The 15,435-nt window shown below is 63.7% G+C and carries 14 protein-coding genes and 1 pseudogene; 12 read left to right on the top strand and 3 right to left on the bottom strand.

The genetic code is table 11. The annotated features are described in order from the left end of the window. The first annotated feature begins 25 nt into the window (after nucleotides 1–25). The 6 genes from ACQCST_RS03540 (at nucleotide 26) to ACQCST_RS03515 (ending at nucleotide 6,864) form a co-directional block, all read left to right on the top strand. A complete protein-coding gene (locus ACQCST_RS03540; RefSeq protein ID WP_426997970.1) occupies nucleotides 26–646 on the top strand; it encodes a recombinase family protein in 621 nt (206 codons plus the stop codon). A gap of 601 nt (nucleotides 647–1,247) precedes the next feature. Beyond that, nucleotides 1,248–2,105, top strand: coding sequence for a fumarylacetoacetate hydrolase family protein (locus tag ACQCST_RS03535; RefSeq protein ID WP_426997969.1), 858 nt, complete (start codon nucleotides 1,248–1,250; stop codon nucleotides 2,103–2,105). Between the two features lie 102 nt (nucleotides 2,106–2,207). Continuing rightward, entirely contained in the window at nucleotides 2,208–3,155 is a 948-nt protein-coding gene (locus ACQCST_RS03530; RefSeq protein ID WP_426997968.1) for a VOC family protein, read from the top strand. 38 nt (nucleotides 3,156–3,193) lie between these two features. Next, nucleotides 3,194–5,068: a bifunctional 3-(3-hydroxy-phenyl)propionate/3-hydroxycinnamic acid hydroxylase gene (locus ACQCST_RS03525; RefSeq protein ID WP_426997967.1), complete on the top strand. Its 1,875-nt coding sequence runs from the start codon at nucleotides 3,194–3,196 to the stop codon at nucleotides 5,066–5,068. Continuing rightward, entirely contained in the window at nucleotides 5,065–5,481 is a 417-nt protein-coding gene (locus ACQCST_RS03520) for a nuclear transport factor 2 family protein (protein ID WP_426997966.1), read from the top strand. Before ACQCST_RS03525 ends, ACQCST_RS03520 begins: the two co-directional genes overlap by 4 nt. Before the next feature lie 102 nt (nucleotides 5,482–5,583). Beyond that, nucleotides 5,584–6,864 carry an MFS transporter gene (locus tag ACQCST_RS03515; RefSeq protein WP_426997965.1) on the top strand — a complete coding sequence of 427 codons (1,281 nt, stop codon included), beginning with the start codon at nucleotides 5,584–5,586 and terminating at the stop codon, nucleotides 6,862–6,864. A 181-nt stretch (nucleotides 6,865–7,045) separates the two neighbouring features. Here ACQCST_RS03515 and ACQCST_RS03510 read toward each other — a convergent pair whose 3' ends face one another. After that, nucleotides 7,046–7,852, bottom strand: coding sequence for a FadR/GntR family transcriptional regulator (locus tag ACQCST_RS03510; RefSeq protein WP_426997964.1), 807 nt, complete (start codon nucleotides 7,850–7,852; stop codon nucleotides 7,046–7,048). 268 nt (nucleotides 7,853–8,120) lie between these two features. Between ACQCST_RS03510 and ACQCST_RS03505 the strand changes: the two genes are divergently transcribed. Continuing rightward, entirely contained in the window at nucleotides 8,121–8,432 is a 312-nt protein-coding gene (locus ACQCST_RS03505) for a hypothetical protein (protein WP_426997963.1), read from the top strand. A 270-nt stretch (nucleotides 8,433–8,702) separates the two neighbouring features. On the opposite strand, the gene ACQCST_RS03500 is transcribed toward ACQCST_RS03505, so the two are convergent. Beyond that, nucleotides 8,703–9,284 carry a GlcG/HbpS family heme-binding protein gene (locus tag ACQCST_RS03500; protein WP_426997962.1) on the bottom strand — a complete coding sequence of 194 codons (582 nt, stop codon included), beginning with the start codon at nucleotides 9,282–9,284 and terminating at the stop codon, nucleotides 8,703–8,705. A gap of 266 nt (nucleotides 9,285–9,550) precedes the next feature. Between ACQCST_RS03500 and ACQCST_RS03495 the strand changes: the two are divergent. The 4 genes and pseudogenes from ACQCST_RS03495 (at nucleotide 9,551) to ACQCST_RS03480 (ending at nucleotide 12,857) form a co-directional block, all read left to right on the top strand. After that, a pseudogene (locus ACQCST_RS03495) lies at nucleotides 9,551–10,727 on the top strand (sensor histidine kinase). Further along, the gene (locus tag ACQCST_RS03490) at nucleotides 10,724–11,290 is read left to right on the top strand and encodes a response regulator (protein ID WP_426997961.1); all 567 of its coding nucleotides are present in this window, start codon (nucleotides 10,724–10,726) and stop codon (nucleotides 11,288–11,290) included. Before ACQCST_RS03495 ends, ACQCST_RS03490 begins: the two are co-directional and overlap by 4 nt. Before the next feature lie 98 nt (nucleotides 11,291–11,388). Beyond that, entirely contained in the window at nucleotides 11,389–12,444 is a 1,056-nt protein-coding gene (locus ACQCST_RS03485; protein ID WP_426997960.1) for a zinc-dependent alcohol dehydrogenase family protein, read from the top strand. A gap of 209 nt (nucleotides 12,445–12,653) precedes the next feature. Next, on the top strand, nucleotides 12,654–12,857 hold the full coding sequence (locus ACQCST_RS03480; RefSeq protein ID WP_426997959.1) for a cold-shock protein: 204 nt from the start codon (nucleotides 12,654–12,656) through the stop codon (nucleotides 12,855–12,857). Nucleotides 12,858–13,001: 144 nt separating this feature from the next. Here the strand turns inward: ACQCST_RS03480 and ACQCST_RS03475 are convergent, their stop codons facing one another. Then, a complete protein-coding gene (locus tag ACQCST_RS03475) occupies nucleotides 13,002–13,718 on the bottom strand; it encodes a FadR/GntR family transcriptional regulator (RefSeq protein WP_426997958.1) in 717 nt (238 codons plus the stop codon). 248 nt (nucleotides 13,719–13,966) lie between these two features. Between ACQCST_RS03475 and eat the strand changes: the two genes are divergently transcribed. Then, nucleotides 13,967–15,433 carry an ethanolamine permease gene (gene eat / locus ACQCST_RS03470; protein ID WP_426997957.1) on the top strand — a complete coding sequence of 489 codons (1,467 nt, stop codon included), beginning with the start codon at nucleotides 13,967–13,969 and terminating at the stop codon, nucleotides 15,431–15,433. The last annotated feature ends 2 nt before the right edge of the window (nucleotides 15,434–15,435 follow it).

The raw sequence follows: 15,435 nt of genomic DNA, 5'->3' as shown, positions 1-15,435 counted from the left end.
GGATAAGTATCGGTACAGTAGTTCCATGGATATTGGGTACGCCCGCGTCTCGACCGCGAAACAGGACCTCGACCGGCAGATCGAAGCGCTGCGCGGCGAGGGGATCCCCGCCAAACACATCTACTTGGATAAGAAATCCGGATCCACGACAAACCGACCCGGACTGCATGAAGCCCTCGACCAGGCCCGCGAGGGAGACGTCATCGTGGTGCACACCCTGGACCGGTTGGGCCGGACCGTCCGGGACACTCTGAACCTCATCCACGACCTGGCAGGCCGCGGCGTCGGAGTCCGGAACCTGGCCGACCCAATACGGGTTGATTCGGCCAATCCAGAAGATCCCATGTCGCAGTTGGCAGTGGTGATGCTCGCGCTCTTCGGGCAAATGGAACGAACCTACGCGATCGAACGCGCAGCCCACGCGCGCGCCGTTGCTGCCGCTAAGGGCAAAAGGATCGGCCGGCCCAGCGTGGTCGACCCAGCGAAACTGGCCTACGCCGCACACCTCCGCGACCAGGAAAATCAGTCCATCTCCGAGATCATAGTTCCGCCGTTCCATCTCAGCGATGATCGCCCCCACGAGATCGGCGACCGTGACAATCTGCTTCTCCATTGCAGCCCTCCAACCTTGAGTCGTGGCGCTTAAGCGCTACCACTCAAGGCTGGATCGTTATGCAAAGCCATTACTACAAGGGCCCCGTCCCAGGACCATCGATCATGCCGCAGAAGGCATAACATCCCACTGCGCATAACCCGCATGTTCCGGCTGGAACTTGCCGGTCTTCAGCTCGATCACCACATAACCCGTTGACCGCACTAAGAGGTCGCGAAGCGGCGGCCACTCCCTACCGTCAGAAACTGCTGATAGCGGAGATTGCGTCAAGCTGAGAGCCGGAAGAGGCCAGGTTGCGGGGTGGTGCTGCCGCTCCGGCATGTTCGGTTGAGACCATTCCTTCGACCCCGCCTGCCACGCCCGTCAGACCTAAATAGCTCGATTTCCCATACGCACGGCCACCACGGGAAACCTGGATTCGCTCGCCTAGCCCTCACCACGGCGGCTCGCTTCTTTTGCTTCACGCTCATCCTTCCTACGCAACGGGTGATCAACTCGCAATTCATCATGATCATTATGCAGAAAGGGTTGACATGCGATCCAAGTCACATCTAGACTCTTCATAATGATCATGATGAATAGGTGCAGATGCCTCCATCATTGAATGAGGCCCTACAGATTCACAGGAGTTAGTGTGCGTATTGCCAATGTTAAGAACCGTGCGGTTGTGCTGGTCAGCGATGACCGGGGATTCGATGTTCAGTCGGCTAGCCAGGGCCAGTTCGGTCCGGAACTGGCGAATGTGTATGAGCGGTGGGAAGAGTTCACGGCTTGGGCCGAAACTCTCCCCGATACCGGTGCGGATGTGGTCGTGGACCGGCCGCTGCTTGGGTCCCCGTCCCCGGCACCGCGGCAGGTGTTCGCGATCGGCTTGAACTACAGCGACCACGCGAAGGAATCCGGGTTCGCCCAGCCCGAGACCCTCCCTCCGGTGTTCACGAAATTCCCGACCTGCATCACTGGACCCGACACCGAAGTCGTCCTGCCCGAAGGCGGTAACACCGACTGGGAAGTTGAACTCGTCGCCGTCATTGGCAAGGAGGCCAAAAACGTCCCGGCAGCCGATGCCTGGACCTACGTCGCGGGACTCTCGATCGGGCAGGACATCTCCGAACGCGTCTCCCAGCTCCGCGGCCCGGCCCCGCAGTTCGGCCTGGGCAAGTCCTTCCCAGGTTTCGGGCCGGTAGGGCCCTGGCTGGTCACACCCGATGAGTTCGGGAACCCGGATGACCTGGAAATCGGATGCAGCATCGACGGCGAACAAGTCCAGAAGGGCCGCACGAGCGAACTAATCTTCTCCATCCCGGCCCTGATCGAAGGACTGTCCCACACCGTGACCCTGCTCCCCGGGGACATCATCTTCACCGGTACCCCCGCCGGCGTCGGCTTGGGCCGGAGCCCGCAGCGTTTCATCCAGCCCGGCGAAACCTTGGTCTCCCGGATTGAAGGCATCGGCGAAATCACCCAGACCTTCACCCCTGCCGGCAACTGAGCCCGGCTCAGCTGCCCGGGCACTGAACCGGGCAGCTGACCTCGCACGGCCCGCCTCTCACCGGGGCATCAACACCAACTATGGATACAAAGGAGTAATCCCATGTCACTGCACCGCCTGACCCGCGTCGTGATGGGCGTGCCGAACGTCACCGAAACAGCCGCCTACTACGAGGAATTCGGCCTGGACCCCCTGGGCAACAACTCGTTCGGAACCCGCGACGGCGGTGAACAGCTCAAGATCGTCCACGCCCCCACCCGGCGCCTGGTCGAACTCGGCGTCGGCGCCGACAACGACGACGACATCGCCAAAGTCACCGCCCGGATGACCCGCCTGGGCGTGCCGATCCGCCACAACGGCACCGAACTCTACGCCCAGGAACCCGTCTCCGGGTTCACCGCCCGCATCCACGTAGCGCCCCGCATCGCGCAGGAGAAAACCCCCGCAACCCCCTACAACGGCCCCGGCCGGATCGACCGCTGGGGACGCGCACCCGGCGTCGTGCGCGACACCCGGATCAAACCCCGCAAACTCGGCCACACCGTGATCGGCACCGTGAACCTCGAAGCGACCATGCGGTTCTTCACCGAGGGGATCGGCTTCAAAGTCAGCGACTACATCTCCGACAAGGGCGCGTTCATGCGCTGCTCCATCGACCATCACAACGTCCTGGCAATGGCCGCCCCCGTGAACTTCCTCCACCACACGTCCTGGCAGGTCGATGACATCGACGACATCGGACGCGGCGCGAAAGCCATGCTTGAGAACAACCCCGAACGCCACATCTGGGGCCTCGGACGCCACCACGCCGGCTCCAACTTCTTCTGGTACCTCAAAGACCCCGCCGGGAATTTCTCCGAGTACTACTCCGACATGGACTGCATCCCCGAAGACGAAATCTGGACCCCCGAAACCTTCGAAGGCGCCCAGGGCCTCTTCAACTGGGGCCCACCCCCGCCCCCCTCGTTCCTGGAACCCGACGACCTTGCCGCCCTCATGACCGGCACCCACGCCCCCGGCGCCCTCGGGCTCCACTCACAGCCGGTCTAAGACCGGGCGAAAGACAAAGATGTCTGAAAGGCTTCCTCATGTTTGTCATTAACATCAGCTACACGGCCCCCGTCGACGTCGTGGCTGCACACCGTCAACCGCATATCGAGTGGCTCCAGGGTGCCGTCGATTCCGGCCTGATCGCGGCGGCGGGCAGCAAGACCACCCGGGACGGTGGCGTGTTGCTCTCCCTCGTCCAGGACAGGGAGTACCTCGAAGCCGAACTGGCGAAGGATCCCTACGCCACTGCGCGCGTGGCGGCCCATCAGCTGACCGAAGTCAACGTACCGATGGTTGCGGGCGGCCTGGAACAGCTGAAGACCCCGGCCGCAGAAGACTTCGACGTGATCATCGTCGGTTATGGGCCGGTCGGACGGGTCCTTGCCCTGCAGCTCGGACGCCGCGGCCACCGCGTCGCGGTGGTCGAACGGCAGCTGGTCAGCTACCCGCTGCCGCGCGCGGTCCATTTCGACGATGAAATCGCCCGCGTGCTGCAATCTCTGGATGCTTCCCCCGAGCAGATGTCCCACGCTGTCGAGGCCTACGACGACCAGTATGAATGGCGCAATGCGGCCGGTGAGCCCCTGCTGCAACTGGAGTGGCGCGGCGGCGGAAGATCAGGCTGGAACACCAGTTACTTCTTCCACCAGCCCAGCGTCGAGGCGTTCCTTCACGAAAAGGTGTCCGCCCTCGGATCCGTCACCTTGCTGCGCGGCTGGGAGACTGAATCGCGGCAGGAGACGGACGACCGCATAACCCTCCATGTGCGCAATACCGAAGGCGAACGGCGCTCACTCACCGGCAAGTACCTGGTCGGCGCCGACGGTGCCAACAGCAAAATCCGCCAGTGGATGGGAACCACCATGACGGATCTTGGCTACTTCCACGACTGGCTGGTCATCGACCTGCTGCCCAAGGTTCCGATGCACATTGACCCCCCGGCGCTGCAGATCTGTGACCCCCTTCGTCCCACCACCCTCGTACCCGGCGGCCCCGGACGGCGGCGGTTCGAATTCCTCCGCCTCGACGGCGAGACCAAGGAAGAGTTCAACAGCGAGGCACGCGTCTGGGAACTGCTCAAACCTTGGGGCGTGAGCCCTGATACCGCAGAGCTGGAACGCCGCACCGTCTACACCTTCCAGGCACGCTGGTGCGATGCCTGGCGCAAGGGCCGGATGCTTTTGGCCGGCGACGCAGCCCATCTGATGCCGCCGTTTGCCGGTCAGGGTATGAGTTCGGGCCTGCGCGATGCTGCGAATCTGGAGTGGAAGCTTGACCTGGTCCTCACTGGCCGGGCGGACGAATCCATCCTGGACTCCTACGGACCGGAACGCTCAGAACACGTCCGGCACTTCATCGAACGCTCCATGCAACTCGGAGAAATCATCTGCCTGACCGACCCCGCCGACGCGGCACGGCGGGACGAGAAAATGACCGCCGATATTGCAGCTGGTGTCAGCATGCCGGCCCACCCGGCTCCCCGCCTGGGCGAGGGGCTTCACCGGTATGACGTGCCCGGCGGAAGCCTTTCGATCCAGGCTGTCGTCCGCGGAGCAGAACGCGAAGGGCTCTTCGATGACGTTTATGGCAGCGGCGGAACCCTCCTCCTGCGAAACGCAGCACTCAGGAACGAACTACCCGCGCACCTCAGGGTCGTCCTGCAATCCACAGGTGTTCGGATCATTGCCTTCGGCCAGGCACCGGCCGCGGACATCGCAGTCGACAGCAGCGGCGCCTACTCGCGCTGGTTTGACGAAATCGTTGCGGACGCGGTGCTCATCCGGCCAGACTTTTACGTCTATGGCAGTGCGGTCGCCGGAGGCATCTCGGAACTGGTCGAGGACTTCCTGACCGATCTCCAACCCGGCAAAGCCGCCGACACGCGCCCTGTACTCACCGGATCAAGCCGGTGACACCGGCCCGTTCCTCGGCTGCGGGCGCCCTGCCCGCAGCCGAACACCGGCACCTGATCGAGAACGCGCTGGCACTGTACTGCCGAGCCATGGATGAACACCACGCGCCCGCGGCGGCGCTGCTGCTCGCCGACGCCCGCCTGCACTTCAAAGACCAGCCCGTGCGGGCCGGCGCCCAAGCCATTGCAGACTTCTACGCAGCTGCCTTCCAAAACCCGGCGCCGACCCGGCACCTCATCAGCAACATCCACGTACAAGCTGACGGTCTTCAGATCAACTACCTGGCCAGATACCAACGATGGTCACTCGCCGGCACCCAGCCGGCCTGCGAGACCATCGGCGATTACCAGGGGCTGTTCACTTCAGCCTCCGGTCGCTGGGTGTGGAGCGAACACCGGGTACTCCAGTACTAAACGGATTAATCATCCACTCCCCTGGCTAAGACTCCACGATCCCCAAACCACCTCATGTTGAACCCCCGAGCACATCGTCGTGCCCAAACAAAGGAACCAGCAATGAAATCAGAAGTCCAGACCGCACATACCGGCCGGGCAGCCAGCCCACGGCCTTTTCTCTCCGACAAAGCCGTCATCGCCATCTGCATGCTGGTCACGGTCATGGAAGGCTACAACCTGATTGTCTTCGGATCCGTGGTTCCCCTGCTGCTGACCGACCCATCCCTGCGAATCGACGAGCAGACCACCGGCCTGGTCGGCGGCATCGTCTACGCCGGTGCATTGATCGGTGTCCTGAGCGGAACCGCCCTTGCCGACCGGTACGGCCGGCACCGGATCATTGCCCTGGCCGCAGCCGTCTTCGCATTCGGCTCAGCCCTCGCCGCGCTGGCTCCCAGTCCGGAATTCCTCGGCCTGGCGCGGCTTATCACCGGCATCGGCGTCGGCGGAGCCGTCACCACAGCCATGACCCTGGCACGCAACCACGCGCCAAAGCAGCGTGGAAGCCTCGTCATCACGATCACCATGGCCGGCGTCCCGCTCGGAGGAACCCTGGCGGCCGTTTTCGGGATCTTCCTCATGCCCCTGTGGGGCTGGCGGTCCATGTTCTGGCTCGGAGCCGGCATGACCCTGGTAATCCTTGCCGTGCTCCTCTCCTGCCGCATCAACGAACCGGCCGAAGTCCGCGACACCGCCCTGACCCCGGCGCAGAAGTTCACTGCGCTCTTCCAAGGCCGCGGCTGGATTCTTGTTCTCTTCGTTGCCCTGGCCGCCGTGACAAACATGGTGACCTGGCTCGGCCTGAACGTATGGCTCACCGAATCCATGAAAACACTCGGTTTCAGCCTCACCGAGGCCCTCATCTTCGCCTTCACCCTCACCGGCGCCGCCGTCATCGGTTCCTGGTTCACTGCCACAGCAGCAGACCAGGTCGGACCCGCGAAAATCGGCGTCCTCTGCGCCGTCCTGACCTTGGCCGGGCTGCTCGGCATCCTTTTCGGGCCCGTATCCATGGGCTTCGCCCTGGTCTGCGTCGCGCTGATGGGCATCGGCGGCCACTCCACCCAAAACCTCATCAACGCCACGGCCACCAGCGCCGTTGCACCGCACTCCCGCGGCACCATTCTCGGACTCACCAACTCGATGGCGTTCACCGGGTCGTTCCTCGGACCGGTCCTCGGCGGGACGGCCTTCGCATCCGGAGGTCCAGCCGGGATCTTCACGCTTTACTCAGTCTCCGCCGTACTGTGCCTGATCCTGTGCGCCGCCCTCTACCTGGCGCACCGGTCAGCACCCCGCCCAACGGACGCCGAAGAAGAACTGGCTTCAGTCCTGCAGTAGTCCCGCGCAGCATCAGCGGCGGCCGCCCCAGTCTCCGGGAAGTTCTATCCGACCGTGCGGGTTCCGGCCGGCTTCTGCACCGCGTCTAAGATGACATGGCGCAGAGCCCCGGGACCCGCGAGGCCCCGTCGCTCCCGGTCGTCGCATGGGCGATAGGACCTGTCGGTAACAAAAATCGCAGCTATTCAGTGACGGGGGCGTCTGAATTCTTTGGGGAGGCCGCTGGCTGGATGCCAGTGTTGTTATGGATGTTCATGATCTGCATTGCGGCATCCCGGTCCCGGCTTTCCATCGCGTCGGCCATCCGTTGATAAAGCTCGAACCTCTCCTCCAGGAGTCCAGGCACGGGGCGATCCTCCGGCGCCCGCAGGGTCACGGCGTGTCGCTCGAGAATTTCTAGCAAACCCAGAAAGACAGTCCGCAGCATCGAGTTCGGGGAAATGCTGGCAACGCGGGCTTGGAAGCGCCAGTTTCCGTGCAGGAATGCCGGAACGTCACCGTCTGCCATGGCCTGCTTCATCGCCTTGACTTCTTCCCGCATAGCCAGAATGTCGGCTGCCGAGGAGTACATCAAGGCATCTTCGATAACCAGAGGATCCAACACGTTGCGCATCCTCAGGGCGTCGGCCACGATGTGCTCGCTGTCATCCATTACCAGCATCTGATTGCCCAGCCTGACTAGCGGGGTCTGCCGGGCAGCGAAAATTCCTCCACCCGGGCCGCGGCGGAGGGTAACCACTCCCCGTGCCTGCGCAATCTTCAACGCTTCATTGAAGGTTCCCACCGACACCGAACAGCGCAGCCGAACTTCATCCTTGCTCCCAAGGCGGCCGTCCGACCGGGCCTCGGCGGCGAGCTCGGCGATCAAGTTTGCCGCCATCTCGGCCCGGTTCGCCGGAGCGACCCGGCCGGCATCATCTGGGGACGGCAGTGAACTCCACAGGTCACGACCTGCGGCTGACGCATCGGGTGCTGCTTGTGTGCTCACGGGTTCCTTCTTACAAGCCCAAAAAATTCATCATGATCATCTTATCCATCCATACCAACAAAATAATGACCAGGAGGAACACAAATGCGTGCCAACAATGGGACAGATTCAGACTCACCCGGCGGCGAGGGGAGACGTATTCAGCCCGGCGGGAAGCCGCTGCCCTTACCGTTTCCAATCGGGGCGGAGCGTCAGGCCCGCATTGACACGTGGTTCGTTGCAGCCCGACCGGAGAACGTCCGTTGCTCCGGAGTGAAGGAAATGCCACATGATTCTTCCGAGAACGCCTTCGCATGCCGCGGTTGTCCCCGTGCTGATTCCTGAGGTCCCGATAAGCGACGATGCCCTGTTCAGGTTACGTGGCTATCCGTTTTCGGACTGGCAACGGCTGCGCGGCGCCGAAGTAGATATCTATCTGGGCCCTGAGTTCGTGCGAAGGGCAGCGGTTGATGCTGCCACCGACGACGGGCAGATCCTGTGGCTGGCCGCTGGCGGCCCTTTTGGCCGGACACTGATAGACAAAGCCGAAGGATATGAGGTCTGGATAACCCCGACTCAGCTGCAGCCGAAAGAGGCTTGAAGGAATCGGAATTGGCCTGACGAGCAAGACGGGGCAACGAGAGACTCCGCAGGAGGTGCGCTGCAGGGCGCACGTTGTCTTACCGACATGCCTTGTAGCCCGCGGCTTGCAAGACGGCGCCTCACTGATGACCGGTGTTGACAGGTACGGCTGGCGTTGCGGTTGGCGCAGCGGCAACCGGCGCCGGTGAGGAGGCTACCGCCGTCGGACTTGTTGAAGGGGCTGCAGACGACGACGGCGGGGCGCAGCGAAGCAACCCATGATCAGAGGCTACTTGGCGATTCCGGCGATGGCATTGGCTCCGGCCGTTGCGCAGGCTTCGTCCAAGTTGCCGTCGGGAGCGCCGCCCACACCGATGCCGGCCACGGACACACCGTTGACCTTGAGCGGAACTCCACCGGCCAGGAAAAGGGTGCCGGGGAGGTCGGCGATGCTGGGGCCCGGGTTGTTGATGCGCTTGGCCAGCTCACTGGTGGGCGTTCCGAATGCGGCGGCTGTGTAGGCCTTCTGCTTGGCTGCCTCGATGGTGTGTTCGGCGGCGTTGTCGCCGCGCAGCAGAGCCTGGACCGTGCCGAACCGGTCCACCAATGCAACAGTGACAAACGGCAGCTTGTCGGCCTGGCATTTCGCCAAGGCGGCTTTCACGGCATCGGCCGAGGCGCCCACACTGATCCGGTTCTGGGATACCACGTTTTCCGGCGAGGGCTGGATGTCCACGGCGGGAACCGCTGCCGAAACAATTGATGCTGCCGAAGCCGGGACGGTGCCGGAGTTGGCCACAGCGGTGACGCCTCCGGTGAGCAGCAACGCTCCGGCTGCAGCAGCGGCGAAAATCTTGTTGGATTTCTTCACAGGGTTCTCCTTTTGAGGGGATTCAGACGTCAGTGGGGCCTGAAACGGGTACAGCTCCATGCTGCCGCCCGGGCCTCCGCGCGCGCATCGGGCGTCCGGCTGGACCTGCCTCAGCCATTGGGCCGGATGTATCAGCCAAAAGGATGAGAGACCAGCACCGTCGCGGGCCCTAGCATGGTAAAAGAGACTCCTGCCACCGGAACCGGAACGCCCATGCCCCCCGCCCCGCCCCCTTACCGCAAGCCCAAAAGCGCGCCCTCGGCCGGATTGACGCCGTGGTCCACCTCAGTTTTGCGGTGCTGATGGTGGCGTCCGTGGTCCGGTACGTGATGCGGCACAGCCCTGCGGACAACGTCTGGATCCTGGCCGTGGCTGCGGCGGTGTGCGCACTGTATGGCGTTGTTGCTGTGTTGGCACAGCGGGGGCGCCCGTGGGCCCTGTGGACGTTTGCACTCGTGGCTCTCTGGGCCTTGTTGGTGATCGCAGCGCCGAGCTTCGCCTGGTGTTCCTTCGCCGTGTTTTTCCTGTGCCGCTCGGCTTTCAGGGGGTGGGTGGGCTATCTGGCTGGCGGCGCGACGGCGGCGGCCACCGCCGTCGGACTCTTCCGCCTGAGTGGTTCCTCTGACATTGCCATGCTGCTGGGGCCGGTGGCCGTGGCCGCGCTGTTGACGCTGATCTACGACCGCTTTGAGAACGACGCCGCCCTGCAGCTCGCGCTGCACGCGGAAGTCTCCAGGGCGCAGGCCAAGCTGGCGGCCAGCGAGCGCGAAGCCGGCGGTGCAGCCGAACGCGAGCGCGTCTCCCGGGAAATCCACGACACCGTGACGCAGGGCCTGGCCAGCAGCCTGCTCCTGCTTGAGGCGTCAAACCGCTCGTGGCCGAGCCCTGCTTCGCGTGAAGATGTCCGGCTTGCCAGCGGCCTGCTCCGCCAGAACCTGTCCGATACCCGCAGCCTGGTCCACGAACTGGCCTCGCCCGGGCTTGATGCAGTGCCGCTGCCCCAAGCATTGCTGCAGGCCGCCGGTTTGTATGTCCCCGGCGTCCGGCTGCAGGTCACGGGCGAGCAGCGGGCGGTTCCGGCTGACGTGCGGCACGCGCTGCTGCGCGTCACGCAGAGCGCGACGGCCAACATCAGGCTGCATGCGGCGGCCTCCCATTCAACCGTGACGCTGGGCTACCTTCCCGGAACCGTCACCCTGGAGGTTTTACGACGACGGCCGCGGCTTTGATCCCGCAACGGTAGCGCCGCCGTCGGGAGCCGGCGGCTACGGCCTGCGGGCCATGCGCCAGAGGGTGGAACAGCTGGGCGGAGTATTTTCAGTGGAGAGCACCCCCGGCGAAGGGACCATCGTGGCTGCACAGCTGCCGGCCCCCGGGGATGCCCCTTTGGATGCCTCAGTGGATGCCTCCGGTTATGCGCCGGACGGGCAGGAACCTGAATGAGCCGCATTTCCGTGTTGCTGGTGGACGATCATTTGGTGGTCCGCAGCGGGCTGAGGGCGCTGCTGGCGTTTGACGCCCATTCCCCCGCCGTAGTGATCATGGACCTTGCCATGGGTCCCGGCATGGATGGCATTGAGGTGATCAAGCAGCTGCGACGGCGCAACAGCAGGCAGGCCATTCTGGTATTCACCACCTACGATTCCGATGCCGACATTGTCCGGGCCGTGGACGCCGGGGCCATGGGGTACTTGCTCAAGGACGCGACGCCGGAGGAGATATTCTCCGCCGTCCGCGGCGCCGTCCAGGGCAAAAGCGTGATGAGCGCACCGGTGGCGTCACGGCTGTTCCAGCAGCTCCGCAACGCGGACGGGATCCTCACACCCCGCGAAGCTGAGCTGCTGAGCCTGCTCATCGAGGGTCTCAGCAACAGGGAGCTTGGGCTGCGGCTCTTTATCTCCGAGGCCACGGTCAAGACCCATCTTGCCCACATCTACGCCAAGCTGGGCGTGGAGACGCGCGCCGCCGCCGTCGCTGCGGCTATCCGGCGCGAGGGCATGCGCTAGGTCAGTAGCGGCGGCACTCGGGGGCTCATCCGGCACGGGGATCAGGCGCGGGGATAGACTCAATTGAAACCCCGCCACCAACTTCCTGAGGAGCAGCCATGCGCGCCGCCATCATCCACGGCCCCCGAGACATCAGGGTTGAAGACCGGGACTACCCCACTGTCCAGCTCCCAACTGATGTGGTGGTGAAGGTGACTGCGTCATGCGTCTGCGGCTCGGATCTGTGGCCGTACCGGGGAATGAAGCCGACGCGGAAGCCGTCCGCGATCGGGCACGAATTCATCGGCGTGGTGGAACGCGTCGGTGCGGATGTCGTGGCTTTGGCGGCAGGCGATTTTGTGATTGCCCCGTTTGTGGTCAGCTGCGGCGAGTGCCCGCAGTGTAAGAACGGCGTCACCGTTGCCTGCGATTATCTGGCTGGCTGGGGCGGCAAGGACGACGCCGGCCTGCCGATCGACGGCGGCCAGGGCCAGGCCGTCCGCGTGCCACGTGCGGAGAGCACACTGGTCAAGGTTCCGGGGATCACCGATCCGGACCCTGCACTGCGGGCCAGCCTCCTGACTCTTTCCGATGTCATGGCCACCGGCCACCACGCAGCCCTGGGCGCCAAGGTATCCGCGGGCCGGACCGTGGTTGTTGTGGGCGACGGCGCCGTGGGGCTTTGCGGTGTGTTGGCAGCCAAGCGGCTCGGAGCCGAGCGGATCATCGCCATGTCCCGCCACGCCGACCGCCAAGCCATTGCCCGCGAGTTCGGCGCCACGGACATAGTGGAGGAACGCGGCGACGACGGCGCGGCCAAGGTCCGTGAGCTGCTCGGCGGGGTGCTGGCCGACTCGGTGCTGGAGTGCGTGGGTACCAAGGAATCCATGGAGCAGGCCCTGCACTGTGTCCGTCCGGGGGGCGCGCTTGGTTTCGTGGGCGTTCCGACCGGCGGTGCTGAGATCCCGCTGCGCTACCTTTTCGATACCAATATTTCCGTTGCAGGCGGAATGGCTCCGGCCAGGACCTACATTCCTGAGCTGCTGGCGGATGTACTCGCCGGAACCATCAACCCTGGCAGGGTATTTGATGCGGAGATGCCACTGGAAGAGGCAGCCGAGGCGTACAAGGCCATGGACGAACGGCGGGCCATCAAGGTGTTGCTCACGCCGTAGCCGCGTTCTGACGCTTTGCCGTGCGTCCGAACGGGAAGGGTCCGAACCGGATGTTCCGAACCGGCCGGCCACGCAGGCTGCCATGACGATTGTTGCCGCAACCATTGCACGGCCGGCTCGCCCCGCCTACGTTTGAGTCAGCGGAAGAAATTCTCCGCACCCTGCGTGCCGTCAAAGGCAGGCAGGGAAGGGTTACAGAGGAAGCAGCAATGGCAACAGGCACAGTTAAATGGTTCAACTCCGAGAAGGGCTTCGGCTTTATTGCCCCCGACGACGGGTCCGCAGATGTTTTCGCTCACTACTCGGCAATTGCCAGCAGCGGCTACCGCTCCCTGGAAGAGAATCAGAAAGTCGAATTCGATGTGACCGCGGGTCCTAAGGGCCCGCAGGCAGAGAACATTCGTCCGCTCTAACGGGTTAATGGCTGCCCGGACCGGACTCAACCGTCCGGTCCGGGCAGCTCCCATGAGTCTCGCCGCCGGTTAACCCGGACCTGCCCTTAGAGCTGGACGCGCTCAGCGGGCCGGGCGGTATTTCGCCGCTGTCACGCCAGGAATTCAGGCGAGGAAGCCGCGAAGCAGCGACGCCGTGCCCTCAAGGTGCTCGACGGTTACCTGCTCTGCCGTCACGGCATCCCCGCGGAGAATGGCATCGGCAATGTCAGCATGCTGTTCGTTGGCGTGCTCAAGGTTTGTACCCAACAGCGGAATGCGGTCAAGGAGTTCATTGAGCCTGGCGCGGCTCTCCGCCACGGCACCGACGAGGCTCGGCGATCCCGTGAGTTCGGCGATGGCGATGTGAAACCGCGCATCCCTGGGCCGGTAGGTGTCGTTGGATGCGTTGCGCACCTCGGAAAGGCACCCCTGCAAGTGACCGCGCGCGGCCGCGGACAGATCGGATTTTGCCGCCAGGGCACTCACGGCAGGCTCGATTATTCCGCGGAACAGCAGCACATCCTGGACCTCCGCGGGGTCCAGCGGGCGCATATCCTGCTTCGGATTCACGGATGTGCCGGAGACGTACGTACCCCCGTAGCGTCCACGCTGCACCTCCAGGTAGCCCGCGCTCTGCAGTTCCCCCAGCGCATCACGCAGGGTGGCGCGCGAGACGCCCAGCCGCTCTGCCAGTTCACGCTCAGGCGGCAGCTTTTCCGCCGGGGCAAAGATGCCGAGTTTGATGGTCTGCAGAATGTGCTCGATGGTTTCCTCGAACGCATTCCCGCCCCGCACCGGACGCAGCATCGAGTATGGCTGGCCAAAGGTAGAGTCAGTCACCGGGTCGCCTCCAGTTCGCTCAGGGTCCCGCAGAACACGGGTCACCGCTCCCCCAATACTACCTGCCGGTAACCGCAAAGGTCAGGTAAGAAACCATTGGTTACCCCCAGTTTCGTCCGAAAAACGTTCTTTTAATTGGAAAACCCTTGACGAAACCTGAATGTCGTTCCAGACTTTCAACCAAGCTCTTGGACTGAAAACAGTCCTTTAAGATCTTGGGCGACTCTCCTCTTAGTTAAGGGACACGCATGGAATCAGCGGACAAAGCAGTCAGCGCGGCCGTGGCCGGCGGCAATAAGACTGCCAGCAGTGAAGACGAGTACCTGCAGCATCGAAGCCTGAAACGGGGGGCCGCCGGATGGGTCCTGCTTGCCGGCCTTGGCGTTGCCTACGTAATCTCCGGTGACTTTGCCGGCTGGAACCTTGGCCTGGCCCAGGGCGGCTGGGGCGGCCTGCTCATCGCCTTTGTCCTGATGGCCGTCATGTATACCTGCATGGTGTTCGGGCTGGCCGAGCTCTCGTCCACCCTGCCGACGGCCGGTGCCGGCTACGCGTTTGCGCGCCGGGCGCTGGGACCGCTCGGCGGGTTCGCCACCGGTATTGCGGTCCTGATTGAGTACGCCGTGGCGCCGGCGGCCATTGCCACCTTCATCGGCGGATACATCGAGGCTCTGGGACTGTTCGGCCTCACGAACTCCTGGCCCGTCTATCTGGTCACCTACGTCATTTTCATCTGGATCCACATCCGTGGAGTGGGCGAAGCGCTGAAGCTCATGTTCGGGATCACGGCCGTTGCAACCGTAGCGCTGCTGGCAGCCGCCATCGGCCTTCTTCCGAAGTTCGACCCCGCCAAGCTGTTCGACATTGTCCCCGACGGATCCCCTGCGTCCAGCGCGTTTCTTCCGATGGGCGTCAGCGGAGTACTCGCGGCGCTGGTCTACGGGATCTGGTTCTTCCTGGCTGTTGAAGGCGTTCCGCTGGCAGCCGAGGAAACGTCCAACCCCAAGAGGGACATGCCCAAGGGAATCATTGTGGCGGTCATCATTCTGGTGGTCTTCGGTGCACTGATGCTATTCCTGGTGCCCGGCGCGGCAGGGGCCCAGGCGATGAGCACTTCGGACAATCCCTTGCCGGAAGCCCTCCGCCTCGCCTATGGCGGCAACACGTTCCTTGCGGACTTCATCAACTACGCAGGGCTCGCCGGCCTCGTGGCCAGCTTCTTCTCCATCATCTTCGCCTACTCCCGGCAGCTCTTTGCGCTCTCCCGGGCGGGCTATCTCCCTCGCTGGCTTTCCCTCACCGGAAAACGCCGCACCCCGTACTGGGCGCTGATCGTCCCCGGCACCATCGGATTCGTGCTTGCCGCCGCCACCCAGGACGGCGCACTACTCATCAACATTGCAGTGTTCGGCGCAACTGTCTCCTATGTGCTCCTGAACCTTTCCCACATTGTCCTGCGCATCAAGGAGCCGGATCTGGAGCGGGGTTACAGGACGCCCGGAGGAATCGTCACAACGTCAATCGCTCTGGTCCTGTCCGCTGTGGCAGTTGCGGCAACGTTCGTCGTCGACGTCTTTGCGGCGTCCATCACGGCAGGGATCTTCGCAGCCGCCCTCCTCTACTACTGGTTCTACAGCAGGCACCGGATCGTAACCGGCGCCCCTGAGGAGGAATTTGCCCGGTTGGCACAGGCCGAACTCGAACTCAAACAGTGATC

The organism is Pseudarthrobacter sp. N5 (genome assembly GCF_050157035.1).
In the GTDB taxonomy this organism is placed as follows: domain Bacteria; phylum Actinomycetota; class Actinomycetes; order Actinomycetales; family Micrococcaceae; genus Arthrobacter.
The sequence above is the reverse complement of the archived record's forward strand: the minus strand, read 5'-3'. Positions and strand labels throughout refer to the sequence as shown.

Bases quoted from the DNA above. Each gene is read 5' to 3' on its own strand.
- ACQCST_RS03540 (WP_426997970.1), top strand. From the start codon at position 26: ATGGATATTGGGTACGCCCGCGTCTCGACCGCGAAACAGGACCTCGAC.
- ACQCST_RS03530 (WP_426997968.1), top strand. From the start codon at position 2,208: ATGTCACTGCACCGCCTGACCCGCGTCGTGATGGGCGTGCCGAACGTC.
- ACQCST_RS03525 (WP_426997967.1), top strand. From the start codon at position 3,194: ATGTTTGTCATTAACATCAGCTACACGGCCCCCGTCGACGTCGTGGCT.
- ACQCST_RS03515 (WP_426997965.1), top strand. From the start codon at position 5,584: ATGAAATCAGAAGTCCAGACCGCACATACCGGCCGGGCAGCCAGCCCA.
- ACQCST_RS03505 (WP_426997963.1), top strand. From the start codon at position 8,121: ATGATTCTTCCGAGAACGCCTTCGCATGCCGCGGTTGTCCCCGTGCTG.
- ACQCST_RS03490 (WP_426997961.1), top strand. From the start codon at position 10,724: ATGAGCCGCATTTCCGTGTTGCTGGTGGACGATCATTTGGTGGTCCGC.
- ACQCST_RS03485 (WP_426997960.1), top strand. From the start codon at position 11,389: ATGCGCGCCGCCATCATCCACGGCCCCCGAGACATCAGGGTTGAAGAC.
- ACQCST_RS03480 (WP_426997959.1), top strand. From the start codon at position 12,654: ATGGCAACAGGCACAGTTAAATGGTTCAACTCCGAGAAGGGCTTCGGC.
- eat (WP_426997957.1), top strand. From the start codon at position 13,967: ATGGAATCAGCGGACAAAGCAGTCAGCGCGGCCGTGGCCGGCGGCAAT.